Source organism: Streptomyces sp. NPDC005393, assembly GCF_040606675.1.
Taxonomy (GTDB): Bacteria; Actinomycetota; Actinomycetes; order Streptomycetales; family Streptomycetaceae; genus Streptomyces.
The window spans coordinates 25795-41614 of record NZ_JBEXFG010000001.1 but is presented as its reverse complement, the minus strand read 5'-3'; the positions used below and the strand labels follow the sequence as shown (position 1 = coordinate 41614).

Annotated in this window: 18 protein-coding genes; 11 read left to right on the top strand and 7 right to left on the bottom strand. The window is 69.4% G+C overall.

Features of this window, described 5'->3' with window-relative positions:
• The first annotated feature begins 7 nt into the window (after positions 1 to 7).
• Genes ABZS71_RS00195 through ABZS71_RS00185 form a run of 3 tightly spaced genes read left to right on the top strand, consistent with a single transcriptional unit; the run spans position 8 to position 3196 of the window.
• Complete coding sequence (locus tag ABZS71_RS00195; protein ID WP_356206164.1) at positions 8 to 985, top strand: ABC transporter permease; 978 nt, start codon at positions 8 to 10, stop codon at positions 983 to 985.
• 20 nt (positions 986 to 1005) lie between these two features.
• Entirely contained in the window at positions 1006 to 2076 is a 1071-nt protein-coding gene (locus ABZS71_RS00190; RefSeq protein WP_356206162.1) for an ABC transporter ATP-binding protein, read from the top strand.
• Between the two features lie 19 nt (positions 2077 to 2095).
• Positions 2096 to 3196, top strand: coding sequence for a dipeptide ABC transporter ATP-binding protein (locus ABZS71_RS00185; RefSeq protein WP_356206159.1), 1101 nt, complete (start codon positions 2096 to 2098; stop codon positions 3194 to 3196).
• Between the two features lie 8 nt (positions 3197 to 3204).
• Here the strand turns inward: ABZS71_RS00185 and ABZS71_RS00180 are convergent, their stop codons facing one another.
• Complete coding sequence (locus tag ABZS71_RS00180) at positions 3205 to 3597, bottom strand: hypothetical protein (protein ID WP_356206158.1); 393 nt, start codon at positions 3595 to 3597, stop codon at positions 3205 to 3207.
• A 52-nt stretch (positions 3598 to 3649) separates the two neighbouring features.
• Positions 3650 to 4432, bottom strand: a complete 783-nt coding sequence (locus tag ABZS71_RS00175; RefSeq protein WP_356206155.1) for a GNAT family N-acetyltransferase — start codon at positions 4430 to 4432, stop codon at positions 3650 to 3652.
• Between the two features lie 129 nt (positions 4433 to 4561).
• On the opposite strand from ABZS71_RS00175, the gene ABZS71_RS00170 reads away from it, so the two are divergent.
• Genes ABZS71_RS00170 through ABZS71_RS00150 form a run of 5 tightly spaced genes read left to right on the top strand, consistent with a single transcriptional unit; the run spans position 4562 to position 10395 of the window.
• Positions 4562 to 6196, top strand: coding sequence for an ABC transporter substrate-binding protein (locus ABZS71_RS00170; protein ID WP_356206153.1), 1635 nt, complete (start codon positions 4562 to 4564; stop codon positions 6194 to 6196).
• 3 nt (positions 6197 to 6199) lie between these two features.
• On the top strand, positions 6200 to 7123 hold the full coding sequence (locus ABZS71_RS00165) for an ABC transporter permease (protein WP_356206151.1): 924 nt from the start codon (positions 6200 to 6202) through the stop codon (positions 7121 to 7123).
• Entirely contained in the window at positions 7116 to 8174 is a 1059-nt protein-coding gene (locus ABZS71_RS00160; RefSeq protein WP_356206148.1) for an ABC transporter permease, read from the top strand. The genes ABZS71_RS00165 and ABZS71_RS00160 overlap by 8 nt, the downstream gene beginning before the upstream one ends.
• 30 nt (positions 8175 to 8204) lie before the next feature.
• Positions 8205 to 9365 carry an ABC transporter ATP-binding protein gene (locus ABZS71_RS00155; RefSeq protein ID WP_356206146.1) on the top strand — a complete coding sequence of 387 codons (1161 nt, stop codon included), beginning with the start codon at positions 8205 to 8207 and terminating at the stop codon, positions 9363 to 9365.
• On the top strand, positions 9358 to 10395 hold the full coding sequence (locus ABZS71_RS00150) for a dipeptide ABC transporter ATP-binding protein (RefSeq protein ID WP_356206144.1): 1038 nt from the start codon (positions 9358 to 9360) through the stop codon (positions 10393 to 10395). The genes ABZS71_RS00155 and ABZS71_RS00150 overlap by 8 nt, the downstream gene beginning before the upstream one ends.
• Here the strand turns inward: ABZS71_RS00150 and ABZS71_RS00145 are convergent.
• From ABZS71_RS00145 to ABZS71_RS00135, 3 genes are all read right to left on the bottom strand, one after another.
• Entirely contained in the window at positions 10385 to 10906 is a 522-nt protein-coding gene (locus ABZS71_RS00145) for a hypothetical protein (protein ID WP_356206142.1), read from the bottom strand. The two genes, ABZS71_RS00150 and ABZS71_RS00145, sit on opposite strands and share 11 nt — an antisense overlap.
• Positions 10907 to 11180: 274 nt before the next feature.
• A complete protein-coding gene (locus ABZS71_RS00140) occupies positions 11181 to 11381 on the bottom strand; it encodes a DUF397 domain-containing protein (RefSeq protein ID WP_356206140.1) in 201 nt (66 codons plus the stop codon).
• 10 nt (positions 11382 to 11391) lie between these two features.
• The gene (locus ABZS71_RS00135) at positions 11392 to 12276 is read right to left on the bottom strand and encodes a helix-turn-helix transcriptional regulator (RefSeq protein WP_356206137.1); all 885 of its coding nucleotides are present in this window, start codon (positions 12274 to 12276) and stop codon (positions 11392 to 11394) included.
• 121 nt (positions 12277 to 12397) lie between these two features.
• Here ABZS71_RS00135 and ABZS71_RS00130 point away from each other — a divergent pair, with 121 nt between their 5' ends.
• From ABZS71_RS00130 to ABZS71_RS00120, 3 genes are all read left to right on the top strand, one after another.
• Positions 12398 to 12835: an ATP-binding protein gene (locus tag ABZS71_RS00130; RefSeq protein ID WP_356206134.1), complete on the top strand. Its 438-nt coding sequence runs from the start codon at positions 12398 to 12400 to the stop codon at positions 12833 to 12835.
• A 62-nt stretch (positions 12836 to 12897) separates the two neighbouring features.
• On the top strand, positions 12898 to 13257 hold the full coding sequence (locus ABZS71_RS00125; RefSeq protein ID WP_356206131.1) for a hypothetical protein: 360 nt from the start codon (positions 12898 to 12900) through the stop codon (positions 13255 to 13257).
• Positions 13254 to 13529 carry a hypothetical protein gene (locus ABZS71_RS00120; RefSeq protein ID WP_356206129.1) on the top strand — a complete coding sequence of 92 codons (276 nt, stop codon included), beginning with the start codon at positions 13254 to 13256 and terminating at the stop codon, positions 13527 to 13529. The genes ABZS71_RS00125 and ABZS71_RS00120 overlap by 4 nt, the downstream gene beginning before the upstream one ends.
• 80 nt (positions 13530 to 13609) lie before the next feature.
• On the opposite strand, the gene ABZS71_RS00115 is transcribed toward ABZS71_RS00120, so the two are convergent.
• Both ABZS71_RS00115 and ABZS71_RS00110 read right to left on the bottom strand, forming a co-directional pair.
• The gene (locus ABZS71_RS00115; protein WP_356206127.1) at positions 13610 to 14764 is read right to left on the bottom strand and encodes a dipeptide ABC transporter ATP-binding protein; all 1155 of its coding nucleotides are present in this window, start codon (positions 14762 to 14764) and stop codon (positions 13610 to 13612) included.
• Positions 14757 to 15806, bottom strand: a complete 1050-nt coding sequence (locus ABZS71_RS00110; RefSeq protein ID WP_356206830.1) for an ABC transporter ATP-binding protein — start codon at positions 15804 to 15806, stop codon at positions 14757 to 14759. The genes ABZS71_RS00115 and ABZS71_RS00110 overlap by 8 nt, the downstream gene beginning before the upstream one ends.
• Between the last annotated feature and the right edge of the window lie 14 nt (positions 15807 to 15820).

Below are 15820 nucleotides of genomic sequence, written 5' to 3'. Positions count from 1 at the left end.
CGACGCCATGTTGAGATTCCTCTCCCGCCGGTCCCTCGGCGCGATCGTGATCCTCCTGCTGATCAGCGCGATCACGTTCTTCCTCTTCTTCGCCCTGCCCGCCGAACCCGCCCGGCTCGCCTGCGGCAAGAGCTGCGATCCCACATCGCTCGCGATCATCAACAAGAACCTCGGCCTGGACCAGCCGGTTCCGGTCCAGTACTGGAAGTTCATGGTCGGGATCTTCGTCGGGCGAGACTTCGCGGTCGGACACTGCGACGCCCCCTGCTTCGGCTACTCCTTCGTCAGCCAGGAGCCGGTCTGGGGCACCATCGTCGACCGCTTCCCCACCACCCTCTCGCTCGCCATCGGCGGCGCCGCCGTCTTCCTGGTCTGCGGGATCGGCATCGGCATGATCGCGGCCTGGCGGCGCGGCACCTGGATCGACAAGTTCTTCAGCTCGCTGTCGCTGCTCGGCGCGTCCCTGCAGATCTACTTCGTCGGCGTGCTCTGTCTGGCCTGGTTCGTCAGCGGCCTGGGGATCATGGATCAGCCCGCCTACTACCCCTTCACCGACAATCCGGCGAAGTGGTTCAGCGGGATGCTGCTGCCCTGGCTGGTGCTCTCCCTGATCTTCATGGCCAACTACAGCCGGATGACCCGCTCCCAGATGGTCGAGCAGCTGCAGGAGGACCATGTCCGTACCGCCCGGGCCAAGGGCCTGGCCGGCCGTACGGTCTTCTTCCGCTACGCCTGGCGCGGCGCCATCGCCCCCATCATCACCATCTTCGGCATCGACCTCGGGTCGCTCTTCGGCGGGGCGATGGTCACCGAGTACACCTTCACCCTGCACGGCATCGGACGGCTTGCGGTCGAATCCGTGCAGCTGACCGATCTGCCGATGCTGATGGGCGTGATGCTGGTCAGCGCCGCGGCCATCGTGGTGTTCAACATCCTGGTCGACGCCGCCTACGCCTTCATCGACCCGCGCGTGCGCCTCGCCTGAGAGACCGGGAGCCTGCCGAGATGACCACACTCACCAAGCCCGACGACGGCGCGACGCCGGCTGCCGCCCCCGACGACGGCGCCTTTCTGTCCGTACGCGATCTGTACGTCCGCTTCTCCACCGAGGACGGCGTGGTCAAGGCCGTGGACGGCCTCTCCTTCGACCTCGAACGCGGCCGCACGCTCGGCATCGTCGGCGAGTCCGGCTCCGGGAAGTCCGTCACCAACCTCACCGTGCTCGGCCTCCACGATCCGCGCACCACCGAGATCCGGGGCGAGATCCTGCTGGACGGGCAGGAGCTGACCGGCGCGCCCGAGCGCACTCTGGAGAGGCTGCGCGGCAACAAGATGGCGATGATCTTCCAGGATCCGCTGACCGCCCTGTCGCCGTACTACACGGTGGGCCGCCAGATCGCCGAGCCGTTCCGCAAGCACACCGGCGCCTCCAAGCGGGAGGCGCGATCGCGCGCGATCGCAATGCTGGAGAAGGTCGGCATCCCCAACGCGCGCTTGCGCATGGACGACTATCCGCATCAGTTCTCCGGCGGTATGCGGCAGCGCGCGATGATCGCCATGTCGCTGGTCTGCAACCCCGATCTGCTGATCGCCGACGAGCCGACCACCGCCCTCGACGTCACCGTCCAGGCCCAGATCCTCGATCTGCTCAAGGACCTCCAGCAGGAGTTCGGCTCCGCGATCATCCTCATCACCCACGATCTGGGCGTGGTCGCCAATACCGCCGACGATCTGCTGGTGATGTACGCGGGCCGGGCCGTCGAGCGCGGTACGGTCCGCGAGGTGCTGCGCGCGCCCCAGCATCCGTACACCTGGGGGCTGCTGGGCTCCATGCCGCGGCTCTCCTCCGACATCGACGAGCCGCTGAACCCCATCCCCGGCGCCCCGCCGAGCCTTCTCACCCCACCGACGGGCTGCCCCTTCCATCCGCGCTGCGGCTTCACGGGCGAGGTGGCGGACGGGCGGTGCGTCGGCGAACGGCCCGTCCTGCCCGAGCGGCGGGGCGCCGCCTGCCATCTCACGCCCGAGCGGCAGCAGACCATCTTCATCGAGCAGATCAAGCCCCGGCTGGGCTAGGGCCTAGGGAGCGGTACACATGAGCAGCGCGTCGGGGAAACCGGAACCCCTCCTGGTCACCGAGAGGCTGACCAAGCACTTCCCGATCATGGGCGGCTTTCCGATCAAGCGGAAGGTCGGGGCCGTCCAAGCGGTCGACGGCATCGATCTGACCGTGCACGCGGGCGAGAGCTTCGGCCTGGTCGGCGAGTCCGGCTGCGGCAAGTCCACCACGGGCCGGCTGCTGACCCGGCTGCTGGAGCCGACGGGTGGCACGATCACCTATCGGGGCCAGGACATCACCCACGCGGACCGCAAGGCGCTCGCGCCGGTCCGCTCCGAGATCCAGATGATCTTCCAGGATCCGTACTCCTCGCTGAACCCCCGGCAGACCGTCGGCACCATCATCTCCGGCCCGATGGAGATCAACGGCATCAACCCGCCGGGCGGCCACGAGGCCCGGGTGCGCGAACTGCTGGAGACCGTCGGCCTCAACCCCGAGCACTACAACCGCTTCCCGCACGAGTTCTCCGGCGGCCAGCGCCAGCGCATCGGCGTCGCCCGCGCGCTCGCCCTCGAACCCAGGCTGATCGTCGCCGACGAACCGGTCTCGGCGCTGGACGTCTCCATCCAGGCCCAGGTCGTCAATCTGCTCCAGCAGCTCCAGCGCGAACTGGGCATCGCCTTCCTGTTCATCGCCCATGACCTCGCCGTCGTACGCCACTTCTCGCAGCGCGTCGCCGTGATGTACCTCGGCAAGATCGTCGAGGTCGGCGACCGCGACTCCATCTACCACCGCCCGCGCCACCCCTACACCCACGCCCTGCTGTCCGCCGTCCCGGACGCGGCGGTGGTGATGGCCGAGGACGAGGCGAACGCCACCCGCCGCGAACGCATCCGGCTCGCCGGCGACGTCCCCTCCCCCATCAATCCGCCCTCCGGCTGCCGCTTCCGCACCCGGTGCTGGAAGGCGCAGGACACGTGCGCCCGGGAAGAGCCCCCGCTGCTGCGCATCGAGGGCAACCGCGAGGGCCATCTGTCCGCCTGCCACTTCCCCGAGGCCCCGACCATCGAGGCCCGCGAGGAGGACGTCGTCCTCGACCCGGCGCTGATCGCGGCGGAGGACCTGCGGAAGGACTGAGACCGGGCCTACGCCGTCGGGCCGACGCAGTGGGAGGCCCAAGGGACCGGGCAGGGCGAACGGTGTTCGGGACCGGGGCAGACGACGCGGGTCAGTTCCTCGCGGAGGGTCTCCGCCCGGGGGCGGGTGGTGTGCAGCGCGACCCGGACCTCATGGACGGCGCGGGCTCCGGGGTCCTCTCCGGGGTGGCCGATCCGCCACTGCTCGGGAAGGTCGTCGTAGAACGCGGCGAGCGGCATGGACCCGGGTCCGGCCGTCGCCTCCCCGGGGCCTGCGACCGACAGGCGGTAGGCGAGCGCGCGGCCGTTCAGCAGCCGTTCGCACCCTTCGCCGAGCCTCCTGGCCTCGCCCTCGGTCGCGTAGACGCCGATCCGGATGTCCAAGGGGGTGGTGTGGGGCATGACTGGACCATAGCCCCGGCCACCGCGCCTCGGCACGCCATTTCCGGGTGGCTCAGGGGCGGGTGAAGACGTGGCTGCGGCCGATGGGGGTGAAGCCGCGGCGGGCGTACCAGTGGCGGGGCCAGTCGTCCTGGTCGGCCATCAGGAAGCGCAGCCCGCATCCGGCGGCGGCCGCGCGGCGCACGGCGCCGGCCAGTATGGCGTCGGCATAGCCGCGGCGCACATACGGATCGGCGGTCACCACCTCGTCGATCTGGGCGATGGCGTCGGCGGGCGCCATGTAGAGGTCGGCCCAGGAGGCGACCTCGCCGATGTCGTCGTGGACGGCCAGAAAGAGCACCTCGTCGGCGCCCTCACGGCGCGCCGTGCGCCGGTCCACGAGGTCGTGCACGGTCTCCTCGTCGGCGTCGGGCATCCACCGCCGCTGCTGGGCGGTCAGCGCCCGCCGCAGCGGGCCGTACGGATCCGGCCCCAGATCCCGCTCCACGACCTCGGCCCCGGGCTCCGGCGGCACCGGACCCGTGTGGACCATGACGACCTCGGTGGCGTGCCGGTAACCCGCCCGGCCGAGCACGGGCGCGCAGGCGAGCCCGAGGTCGTCGTCATGGACGGTGATCCGCCGGTACGGCAGATCGGACATCGCGGCGTCGGCGACGGCCGGCAGCGTCTCGGGGCCGACGGGCCCGGCGATATGGAGCTGATTGTGCTCGTGGGAGCGCGCATAGCCCTCATGCCGCACCAGGAATCCCCCGGGCACCTCCCGTACCTCGCCGGCCTGGCGGCGGGCGAAGGAGAGCAGGAAGTCCTGAACGCGCTGAAGATCGCTGTGCGACACGTCGCGATCATAGGCCGCCGGAATGCTCCCCCTGCCGCCACGGACAGCGGTCATCGACGTGCGCCGTCGGTCCACCGGATGTCAGATGGACCTTGAGGCGGATCGTGGACCGGATCCTCGGGAGGCGCCATGCGCGGAGCCCTGCACCGTACGTGTGCCCGGTGCGCGCTGGGCGCCGTGTGTGTGGCCGCCGTCGGGGTGGCCGCGACGGCCTGCGGTGGTGGCAGTGGTTCCGGGTCCGGGGTCGTCCGTTCCTCCTGGGGCGATCCGCCGAACCCGCTGGAGCCGGCCAACACCAATGAGGTCCAGGGCGGCAAGGTCCTCGACATGATCTTCCGGGGGCTCAAGCGGTACGACCCGAGGACCGGTGAGGCCAAGGACGCGCTCGCTCAGCGGATCCTCAGTTCCGACCAGCGGAACTACACCATCACCATCAAGGGCGGTTGGCGGTTCAGCAACGGCGAGAAGGTGACGGCGAGGTCCTTCGTGGACGCCTGGAACTACGGCGCCCGGATCGACCACAAGCAGCGCAACGCCTACTTCTTCGAGTACATCGAGGGCTATGACAAGGTCCACCCCGACTCCGGCGGCCCCACCGCCAAGACCCTCTCCGGGCTGCGGGTCAAGGACGACCGGACCTTCACCGTCAGACTCACCCAGAAGTTCTCCACCTGGCCCGAGACGCTCGGTTACAACGCCTACGCACCGCTGCCCCGGGCGTTTTTCGAGCACCATGCCGCCTGGCTGAAGAAGCCCGTGGGCAACGGCCCGTACCTGGTGCGGTCGTACGCCAAGGGCTCGGTGATGAAGCTGCGCACCTGGGACGCCTACCCCGGCCCCGACAAGGCCCGTAACAAGGGTGTCGATCTCCGTGTCTACACCGACAGCAACACCGCCTACACCGATCTCCAGGCGGGCAATCTCGATCTGGTGGACGATGTCCCGGCGCAGCAGCTGAAGTTCGTCCGCTCCGACCTCGGCAACCGCTATATCAACCAGCCCGCCGGGATCATCCAGACCCTCACCTTCCCGATGTACGACCGCGCCTGGAGCGGTCCGGGCAAGGCCAAGCTCCGCCGGGGCATCTCGATGGCGATCAACCGCGCGCAGATCACCGACCGGATCTTCCGTAACACCCGCACCCCGGCGACCGACTGGACCTCACCGGTCCTGCGCCGTCAGGGCGGCTATCAGCCGGGGCTGTGCGGCGACGCCTGCTCCTTCGACCCGGAGCGGGCGCGCAAGCTGATCAAGGCGGCCGGCGGACTGCCCGGCGGGCGGATGACGATCACGTACAACGCCGACACCGGCTCGCACAAGGACTGGGTCGACGCGGTCTGCAACAGCGTCAACTCCGTGCTGAGGAGCGACCGGGCGTGCGTCGGCAAACCCGTCGGCACCTTCGCCGACTACCGCAACAAGATGGCCGGCAAGGAGATGACCGGGCCCTTCCGGGCCGGCTGGCAGATGGACTATCCGCTCATCCAGAACTTCCTCCAGCCGCTGTACTACACCGGCGCCTCCTCCAACGACGGCCACTGGAGCGACACCGGCTTCGACCGGCTGGTGAACCAGGCCAATGCCGCCTCCGCCGACGGAGCGGCCATCACCGGCTTCCAGACGGCGGAGAAGATCCTCGCCGAGCAGATGCCCGCCATTCCGCTCTGGTACCAGAACGGCAGCGCCGGCTACTCGGACCGGCTCAGCGAGGTGACCCTCAACCAGTTCAGCGTGCCCGTCTACCACCAGATCAAGGTCAGCTGAGCCATGGGCCGCTATGCGCTCCGGCGGCTGCTGCAGATGATCCCGGTGTTCCTCGGCTCCACCTTCCTGATCTTCTTCATGGTGTACGCACTCGGCGACCCGGTCGCCGCGCTCTTCGGCGACAAGGCCCCCGACCCCGCCACTGCCGCCCGGATCCGCGAGGACCTCTATCTGGATGAGCCGCTGTGGCGCCAGTACGCGCACTACATGGGGCAGGTCTTCAGCGGCCACTTCGGCACCGCCTTCAACGGGCAGCCCGTCACCGAGCTGATGGCCGGCGCCTTTCCCGTGACCCTGCGCCTCACGGTCGTCGCGGTCACCTTCGAGATGGCGGTGGGGATCACCCTCGGTGTGCTCAGCGGGCTGCGCCGCGGCCGGGGGACCGACACCTCGGTGCTGCTGCTGACCCTCGTCGTGGTCGCCATCCCGACCTTCGTCAGCGGCACGGTGCTCCAGTATCTGTTCGGCGTGACCTGGGGCTGGGCCAGGCCGTCCGTCTCGCCGGAGGCGCCGCTGACCGAACTGCTGCTGCCCGGCGTGGTGCTGGGGCTGGTCTCGCTCGCGTACACCACCCGGCTCACCCGTACCTCGATCGCCGAGAACGCCCGCGCCGACTACGTCCGTACCGCCGTCGCCAAGGGGCTGCCGCGCCGCCGGATCGTCACCCGCCATCTGCTGCGCAACTCGCTGATCCCCGTGGTGACCTTCCTCGGCACGGATGTCGGCGCGCTCATGGGCGGGGCCATCGTCACCGAGCGGATCTTCAATATCCATGGCGTGGGCTACCAGCTCTACCAGGGCATTCTGCGGCAGAACTCACCGACCGTCGTCGGCTTCGTCACCATCCTGGTGATCGTCTTCCTGCTCGCCAATCTGCTCGTCGACCTCCTCTACGCCGTGCTCGACCCGAGGATCCGGTATGCCTGAGCCTTTTGACACACGATATGAAACGCCGCACGAGACGCCGTACGCGACGCATGACACGACCGAGGCGATCGCCCCGTCGGTGGGGGGCAGCGGTCCGCTGGACCTCGTCGCCTCCGGCGCCGGCACCCTGGAGAGCGGGGCACGGCGCGGCCCGTGGCGCGCCCCGTGGCGGCGCGGCACACGAGGCGGCGGGCCGGCGGTCCCCGGCACCCGGGGGCTGTGGTCCGACGCCTGGCGCGAGCTGCGACGCAACCCCGTCTTCCTCGTCTCCGCGCTCGTCATCCTCTTCCTCGTCGTCATCGCGATCTGGCCGCAGCTGATCGCGAGCGGCAATCCGTACCAGGGTGATCTCGCCAAGGCGCAGGACGGCCCGGCGCCCGGCCACCCCTTCGGCTACGACCTCCAGGGCCGCGACGTCTACACGCGCACGGTCTACGGCGCCCGCGCCTCCATCACCGTCGGCACCTGCGCCACCGCCGGCGCGGCCCTGCTCGGCAGCGTGCTGGGCGGCCTCGCCGGGTTCTTCGGCGGCTGGTGTGACGCGCTGCTCTCGCGGATCGCCGATGTCTTCTTCGGTATCCCGATCCTCCTCGGCGGCCTGGTCTTCCTCTCCGTGGTCACCAGCGGTTCGGTCTGGCCGGTCGTCGGCTTCATCGTGCTGCTGGGCTGGCCGCAGATCTCCCGTATCGCGCGGGGCTCGGTCGTGGCCGTGAAACAGCACGACTACGTCCAGGCGGCGCGCGCGCTCGGCGCGGGCAGCGGCCGCACCCTGCTGCGCCATATCGCGCCCAACGCCGTCGCCCCCGTGATCGTCGTCGCGACCATCGCGCTCGGCACCTATATCGCGCTGGAGGCGACGCTGTCGTTCCTCGGCGTGGGGCTCAAACCGCCCACCGTCTCCTGGGGGATCGACATCTCCTCTGCCGCCACCCAGATCCGCAACGCCCCGCACATGCTGCTGTGGCCGGCCGGGGCGCTGAGCCTCACGGTCCTCGCCTTCATCATGCTCGGCGACGCGGTGCGCGACGCCCTGGACCCCAAGCTGCGCTGATTTTTCGCGCCATGTCGTAAGGAGCCGCCGGTGACCCGTTTGCTGGACGTACGCGACCTGCGGGTCGAGTTCCGTACCCGGGACGGCGTCGCCGAGGCCGTCGGCGGGGTGAGCTACGGCGTGGACGCGGGGCAGACGCTCGCCGTGCTGGGCGAGTCGGGGTGCGGCAAGTCCGTGACCGCCCAGGCCGTCATGGGCATCCTGGACTCCCCGCCCGGCTTCGTCACCGGCGGGGAAGTCCTCTTCCAGGGGCGGGATCTGCTGACGGCGAGCCGGGAGGAGCGCCGCCGGACCAGGGGCGCCAAGATGGCGATGATCTTCCAGGACGCGCTCTCCGCGCTCAACCCGGTGATCCCGGTCGGAGCCCAGCTGGCCGAGATGTACGAGGTGCACCGCGGCATGTCCCGTAAGGACGCCCGGATCAGGGCCGTCGAGCTGATGGACCGGGTCCGTATCCCGGCGGCCAAGCAGCGGGCCGGGGACTATCCGCACCAGTTCTCGGGCGGTATGCGCCAGCGCATCATGATCGCCATGGCGATGGCGCTGGAGCCGGATCTGATCATCGCCGACGAGCCGACCACGGCGCTGGACGTCACCGTCCAGGCGCAGGTCATGGATCTGCTGGCGGAGCTGCGCCGCGAGTACGCCATGGGGCTCATCCTCATCACCCACGACCTGGGCGTGGTCGCGGACGTCGCCGACACCATCGCCGTGATGTACGCGGGCCGGATCGTGGAGACCGCGCCGGTGCGCGACCTCTACCGGCGCCCCGCCCATCCGTACACCCGCGGACTGCTGGACTCCGTGCCGCGCGTGGACCACGGGGGCGGGCAAGCCCGCCGGGGTCACGGGGATCATGGGCGTCACGGGGATCATGGGGGTCACGAGAGTCACGGGGGCCATGGAGGTCACCGTGGCGGGGAGCTCTACGCGATCAGGGGAGCGCCGCCCAGCCCCCTCGCCATGCCCTCCGGCTGCCCCTTCCACCCCCGCTGCCCGCGCGCCCAGGAGGTCTGCCGCGTCGAGCGGCCGCCGCTGTACGAGGTGGCGGCGGCGGGTGAGTCTCCGGCGGGCGCATCCCCGCCGGGGGCGCCCCCGGCGTCCTCCGCGTCCCCCGCGTCCCTGGTGTCCTCCGCGTCCGGCGGGCGGACCAGCGCCTGCCACTTCTGGAAGGAGGAGCTGCATGCCTGAGCGCATGTCTGAGCCCGACGGGCCGGTCCTGGAGATCCGCGACCTGGCCAAGCTCTATCCCCTGACCCAGGGCGTGGTGTTCAAGCGGCGGATCGGCGCCGTCCGGGCGGTCGACACGGTCTCCTTCGCCCTGCGGCGCGGGGAGACGCTCGGCATCGTCGGCGAGTCCGGCTGCGGCAAGTCCACCGTGGCCAAGCTGCTGGTCAGCCTGGAACGGCCGACCGCCGGGACGATCCACTACCGGGGCGAGGACATCACGCGTCTCTCGGGCCGCGCGCTGCGGGCCGTCCGCCGCAACATCCAGATGGTCTTCCAGGACCCGTACACCTCGCTCAACCCCCGGATGACGGTGGGCGACATCATCGGGGAGCCCTTCGAGATCCACCCCGAGGCGGCGCCCAAGGGCGACCGGCGGCGGGCGGTCCAGGAGCTGCTGGAGGTCGTGGGGCTCAGCCCGGAGCACCTCAACCGCTATCCCCACCAGTTCTCCGGCGGCCAACGCCAGCGCATCGGCATCGCCCGGGGCCTGGCGCTACGGCCGGAGGTCATCGTCGCGGACGAGCCGGTCTCAGCGCTGGACGTGTCGGTGCAAGCGCAGGTGGTCAATCTGATGGAGCGGCTGCAGGACGAGTTCGGCCTGGCCTACGTCTTCATCGCCCACGATCTGTCGGTGGTCCGGCACATCGCCGACCAGGTCGCCGTGATGTACCTGGGCCGCTTCGCCGAAACGGGGACGGGCCCCGAGATCTACGACCACCCGACGCACCCGTACACCCAGGCACTGCTCTCCGCCGTCCCGGTCCCGGACCCGGAGTCGCGTGGGCGCCGCGAACGCATCCTGCTCACCGGCGACGTCCCCTCCCCGGCCAACCCGCCCTCCGGCTGCCGCTTCCGCACCCGCTGCTGGAAGGCGCAGGAGCGCTGCGCGGCGGAGGTGCCGGTGCTGGCGGTGCCGACGGGCTTGGCGGGGGCGGCCGCCCATGCGTCGGCCTGCCACTTCGCGGAGGAGCGCGCGGGGGTCAGGGCATGATGTCGAAAATGCTCCCGCCAGAGTCGTTCCCCAGCCTCGTGCCCGGCCCCTGGGGCACCACCTCGTGCACCGGGTGGACACGCAACTGAACTTGGGGCGCGAACGCCTGCATGGCGGTGGAGAGCCGGGTGTGGTCCACCTTCCACAAGGCGATGAACCGGCTGTTCCTGACGACCTCGTGCTCGATATGCGGCGCGATACCCGCGCTGAGCTGCGGGGTGAGCTCATGGTTGAGGCCGGGAGGGTCCGGCACGCCCGGCCGCAACTTCAGACCTATCCGCCGTATCGGCCTCTCCATGGTCTTTTTCGTGGACCACAGAACGACGGCTTCGATGTCCCACCACGGCACGACGGCGGTGAACCGGCGGTAGCACGTCACGGGGCCGCCCAGGGTTACGCCCGACTCATCGGCCCGGAAGGCCACCAGCCGCTTCCAGCCGACGCCGGAGAAGAGTTGGAAAGGGGTGCGGGTGTAGTACTCCTGATACACCGGAGAGTGAGGGGCAGACATGCCACGACCCTACGAGGTGCAGCGCGGCGCCGTCTCGCGCCTTCGGCGCATTTGAGCATGGGTCGGCAGGTGGGGAGTGGGGCGCCGTCGCCGGGCGCCGGCCGCCGGGAGTGAGCGCCGGTGACGGCGTCCGTGCTCGGGGGCCGAGGCCGTTGCCGGACTGGCGGATCGCCTCCGGATTGCCGGGGGGTTGGGGTACCCCTCTGGAAAACGTTTGACAAATTAGTTGCGCGAGATCAAGCACTTTTGGAAGGGGCACCGGGAGGGACGCGGCTCACCCTTCGAGGCGGTCGAATCTCCCCGCCTTGGCGGCCCGCAGGAACGCGCGGAGCGCGGCCGGGGTGGTGGATATGACGACCTCCGGGTCGTCGCTCTCGCGGAGGTGAGGGGTGCCGACGGAGTCGGCGGCGAGTTCGACACACGTGTCGGAATGTCCCTCGCTGAAGCTCGACTTGCGCCACCTGAGGTGAGACATCAGCGCCCTCCTAGAGCAGGGGATACAGGAGTCGCTGGATGAGGCCCAACGAGTCCTTGGCGTCATGCGCCTCCGGTGAAACCGTTGCGTCCACGGGAGGCAACGCCACTTCGCACACCTTAGCGAAGGCATCGCCGTATCGAACGAGATCGCTACGGTCACCCAGGTAGAGCGACTTCTCCACGTGTCCCACGACCACTGTGCTCAGTTCCCATACCTCGGGCTGGATCAGCGCGAAGGACGTGCCGAACGCCACCGGCCCGTCGAACGGCATGACCTGCAGGGTGACGTTCGGCAGACGCGACAGCTCGATCAGTCGCAGCAACTGACCCCGCATGAGGCGAGGGCTGTCCAACGTCGCGCGAAGGGCCGCTTCGTGGACGACCGCGTGGAGCCGGGGAGCGTACTCGCCGAGCAATACCTGCTGGCGCTTCAGCCGGAATTCGATGGCCAGGTCATCCTCTTGCCGGGAGGTGCGGACGTATCCAGCACGGTGGATGGCCGCCGCGTACTCGGGAGTCTGCAGCAACCCGGGCACGAACATGGGCTCGTAGCAGTGGAGCGCACGGGCACCAGCCTCCAACTCGGCGACGTCCAGCAGTGACGGCCGCACCCGCTCCCGGTACCCCGTCCACCACCCCTTGCCCGACGCCTGCCCCATCTCGACCAGGGCGTCAACGTAGGTCGAGTCTTCACTACCACCAGCCGCCGCGAGGGAGCGCAACCGCTCCGGTGACAGACCAGTCCGGCCGGACTCGACGTTACTGATATGCGACTGCCGCATCCCCATGACCGCCGCGCTCTCCCCAACGCTCAGGCCAGCGTTTTCGCGCAACTTGCGCACCTCCGAGCCGAACCGGCGCTGACGATACGTGGGATTTGCCCTCAGCCCCATACGCCCCTCCTCGACATCGCTCAGCAGTATGCCCCAGCCAACGAGGTTGTGGATTCACAACCCCATTGGCTACCTTACGTATGGCGCCAGTCACAATAGGCACTCAACCGGAGGCTGCCCCATGCGCACGCCCGAAGAGCCCTGGTCCTACGGCCTGTTCATCCCCCACGACCCCCGCGCTGTGGGCGTCGTACGGGCCACCATCCGTCACGTCCTCAAGGCGGCCCGGCTCGACTGCATCATCGACAGGGCCGAACTGCTCGTGTCGGAGCTGGTCACCAACGCGTACCGGAACACCACCACCGACGCGTACGTCAGCATGGACTGGGAGCCGACGTCACCCGACTTCCGGGTCACCGTCTGGGACTCCGGCTGCGGGCTGCCGCAGCCGGTGGTGGCGAACGCCGAGGACGAGAACGGGCGCGGCCTCACGCTCGTCGAGTCGTGCTCCGACACCTGGGGCGTGCACGACTACACCGACAAGGACGCGGGCGTCACCGGCAAGGCCGTATGGTTCACGCTGAACCCGCCCCCACCCGCGATGGGGCAAACTGGATGAACATCGGCCTGCACCGATCACCCTACGTGGACGACCTACGGCACAGCGGAGGAGACAGCGCCGTGAGCACACAGCCCATAGAGGACTCCCACGACGAGCCGCTGTTCCCCATGCCGCCGCTGACCGAACAGGCACTGCGGGTCGCCGTGCGCTCCGTGGACCTCAGCGCGGCTGTCCGGTTCGAGGAGGAGTTCCACAGTGCCTGGCAAGAGGCGGTGCAGACCGACAGCACCGTCCCCATGCACACCTTCCTCCACCGCTGGGGCGTCTTCGTGGCTCTGCGGCGCTATCCGGAGCGGGCTCGACGGCTCCACGAGTTGGAGGTGGCCGTCGCCGAGGCGCCCAGCGTCGAGGATGCCAGGCGCGCTTCGGCCGAGATCGGAGTGCTGTTGGACGCCGCGCGCCGCGAGGTCGCCGCGTGAGCGATTGGACCTGGGAGTACCTGCCCGATGCCGAGAACGTGGTCGGCGGTCTGGATCCCCAGATCAAGCACGACGTGGAGCGACTTGCCCAGCGGCTGGCCGACGCCGCTGCCGTCAAGTACCTCGGCGACCCACCGATTCATGAGTCCGGGGTGTCTCGATTATTCGACCACGCAGAAGGTCGACTGATCGTCTGGTATCAGGAGCATCGACGCTTCACGACCGTCTTCATCGTCCGGGTGCAGCATTGGCCCGAGTCGGACGGGGCCTGAACGACGACGAGGGCCGCCCTGACCGTGAGCGTCACGGTCAGGGCGGCCCTCGTCGTTAAACAGCGGCCCGCGCGGAAGCGCTAGGCGTGGACCACGTCCTTCTCCTCCGCGAAGTGGCACGCCGACTCGTGTGCCGCGGGCGAGTCCGATCCGGCGAAGCGCTCCGGGATGGCGAGCAGCGGGACCTCCTTGGCGCACTTGTCCTCGGCCTTCCAGCAGCGGGTGCGGAAGCGGCAGCCGGAGGGCGGGTTGGCCGGGGAGGGGACGTCGCCGGTGAGGATGATGCGCTCGCGGCCCTCGCGCGACTCCGGGTCCGGGACCGGGACGGCCGACAGCAGCGCCTGGGTGTAGGGGTGCGTCGGGTGGTCGTAGATCTCGGTGTCGGTGCCGATCTCGGCCATCTTGCCCAGGTACATCACGCCGACCCGGTCGGAGATGTGGCGGACGATGGACAGGTCGTGGGCGATGAAGATGTAGGACAGGTTGAACTCGTCCTGGAGCTTCTCCATCAGATTGATGACCTGCGCCTGGACGGAGACGTCCAGCGCCGAGACCGGCTCGTCGCAGATGATGATCTCCGGGTTGAGTGCGAGGCCGCGCGCGATGCCGATGCGCTGGCGCTGGCCGCCGGAGAACTGGTGCGGATAGCGGTTGATGTACTCGGGGTTGAGGCCGACGACGTCCAGCAGGTCCTGGACCTTGCGGCGCCGGTCGCCCTTGGGGGCGACCTCGGGGTGGATCTCGTACGGCTCGCCGATGATGTCGCCCACCGTCATCCGGGGGTTGAGCGAGGTGTACGGGTCCTGGAAGACCATCTGGATATTGCGGCGGACGGCGCGCAGCGCGCGGCCGGACAGCCGGGTGATGTCCTGGCCCTTGTAGAAGACCTCGCCCGCGGTGGCGGTCTCCAGGGTCATCAGCAGTTTGGCGACGGTGGACTTGCCGCAGCCGGACTCACCGACGATGCCGAGCGTCTCGCCCTGGTAGAGGTCGAAGGAGATCCCGTCGACCGCCTTGACCGCGCCGATCTGCCGCTTGAAGAGGATGCCGTGGGTCAGCGGGAAGTGCTTGACCAGGTTTCGCACCTGGAGGATCGGCTCGCCGCGGTCCACCGGGGCCTCCAGAGCCGCGACGGCCTCCTCCTCGGTCGCCGCGTCGACCGTCTCCACCTCCGTGACGTTGGGGGTGGCGTCGGCCGGCTCCATGGCCTTGTCGTTCTTCTCGGTGTCAGCCATGGAGGGTCTCCTTCCAGAAGTGGCACGCGCTGCCGCGGCCCGGCAGCTCCGCGCCGTCCTGCTCGGTGACCGGCACCAGGGCGGGGACATCCGTACGGCAGATGTCCTGCGCCTTGGGGCAGCGCGGGTTGAAGGCGCAGCCCGAGGGGATCTTGAGCAGATTGGGCGGCAGCCCCTTGATCGCGTAGAGCTCCTGGCCCTTGCGGTCCAGCCGCGGGATGGACTCCAGCAGACCGCGGGTATACGGATGGGCCGGGCGCTTGTAGAGCTCGTGCACGGGGGCGGTCTCGACGATCCGGCCCGCGTACATCACCGCGATCTTGTCGGCGACGTCCGCCACCACACCCAGGTCGTGGGTGATCAGGATCAGGCCCATGTGGTACTCGCGCTGCAGCTCCGCGAGCAGGTCCATGACCTGCGCCTGGACGGTGACGTCCAGCGCGGTGGTCGGCTCGTCGGCGATGATCAGGTCCGGCTCCAGCGCCATCGCCATGGCGATCATGATGCGCTGGCGCATACCGCCGGAGAACTGGTGCGCGTAGTCGTTCACCCGCTCCTTCGCCGCCGGGATGCGGACCCGGTCCATCAGCTCGATGGCCTTGGCCTTGGCCTCCTTCTTGGAGAGGCCCTGGTGGACGCGGAACATCTCGCCGAGCTGATAGCCCACGGTGAGCACGGGGTTCAGCGCCGAGAGCGCGTCCTGGAAGATCATGGCGATCTTCCGGCCGCGGATCTTCCGGCGCTCCTCGCCCGACATGGTGAGCATGTCCTCGCCGCGGAACAGGATCTGGCCCTGCGGGATCCTGCCGGGCGGCATGTCGAGGATGCCCATGATGGCCTGGGCGGTCACGGACTTGCCGGAGCCGGACTCGCCGAGGACGGCGAGCGTCTCACCGGCGTGGACGTTGTAGTTGACGCCGTTGACGGCCTTGGCGACACCGTCCCGGGTGTGGAACTCCACATGCAGATCGCGGACTTCCAGCAGCGGGGTGGTGTCGTCACCCGCGCCCTCGTGGACGGCGTCGCTCGCGGTTTTCTCGATGGTGGTCACGTACG

Excerpts from the sequence above, each read along its gene's own strand:
- ABZS71_RS00150 (WP_356206144.1), top strand. The coding sequence starts at position 9,358 with ATGCCTGAGCGCATGTCTGAGCCCGACGGGCCGGTCCTGGAGATCCGC.
- ABZS71_RS00140 (WP_356206140.1), bottom strand. The coding sequence starts at position 11,381 with ATGTCTCACCTCAGGTGGCGCAAGTCGAGCTTCAGCGAGGGACATTCC.
- ABZS71_RS00190 (WP_356206162.1), top strand. The coding sequence starts at position 1,006 with ATGACCACACTCACCAAGCCCGACGACGGCGCGACGCCGGCTGCCGCC.
- ABZS71_RS00195 (WP_356206164.1), top strand. The coding sequence starts at position 8 with ATGTTGAGATTCCTCTCCCGCCGGTCCCTCGGCGCGATCGTGATCCTC.
- ABZS71_RS00160 (WP_356206148.1), top strand. The coding sequence starts at position 7,116 with ATGCCTGAGCCTTTTGACACACGATATGAAACGCCGCACGAGACGCCG.
- ABZS71_RS00170 (WP_356206153.1), top strand. The coding sequence starts at position 4,562 with ATGCGCGGAGCCCTGCACCGTACGTGTGCCCGGTGCGCGCTGGGCGCC.
- ABZS71_RS00145 (WP_356206142.1), bottom strand. The coding sequence starts at position 10,906 with ATGTCTGCCCCTCACTCTCCGGTGTATCAGGAGTACTACACCCGCACC.
- ABZS71_RS00130 (WP_356206134.1), top strand. The coding sequence starts at position 12,398 with ATGCGCACGCCCGAAGAGCCCTGGTCCTACGGCCTGTTCATCCCCCAC.
- ABZS71_RS00115 (WP_356206127.1), bottom strand. The coding sequence starts at position 14,764 with ATGGCTGACACCGAGAAGAACGACAAGGCCATGGAGCCGGCCGACGCC.
- ABZS71_RS00165 (WP_356206151.1), top strand. The coding sequence starts at position 6,200 with ATGGGCCGCTATGCGCTCCGGCGGCTGCTGCAGATGATCCCGGTGTTC.
- ABZS71_RS00185 (WP_356206159.1), top strand. The coding sequence starts at position 2,096 with ATGAGCAGCGCGTCGGGGAAACCGGAACCCCTCCTGGTCACCGAGAGG.
- ABZS71_RS00180 (WP_356206158.1), bottom strand. The coding sequence starts at position 3,597 with ATGCCCCACACCACCCCCTTGGACATCCGGATCGGCGTCTACGCGACC.
- ABZS71_RS00135 (WP_356206137.1), bottom strand. The coding sequence starts at position 12,276 with ATGGGGCTGAGGGCAAATCCCACGTATCGTCAGCGCCGGTTCGGCTCG.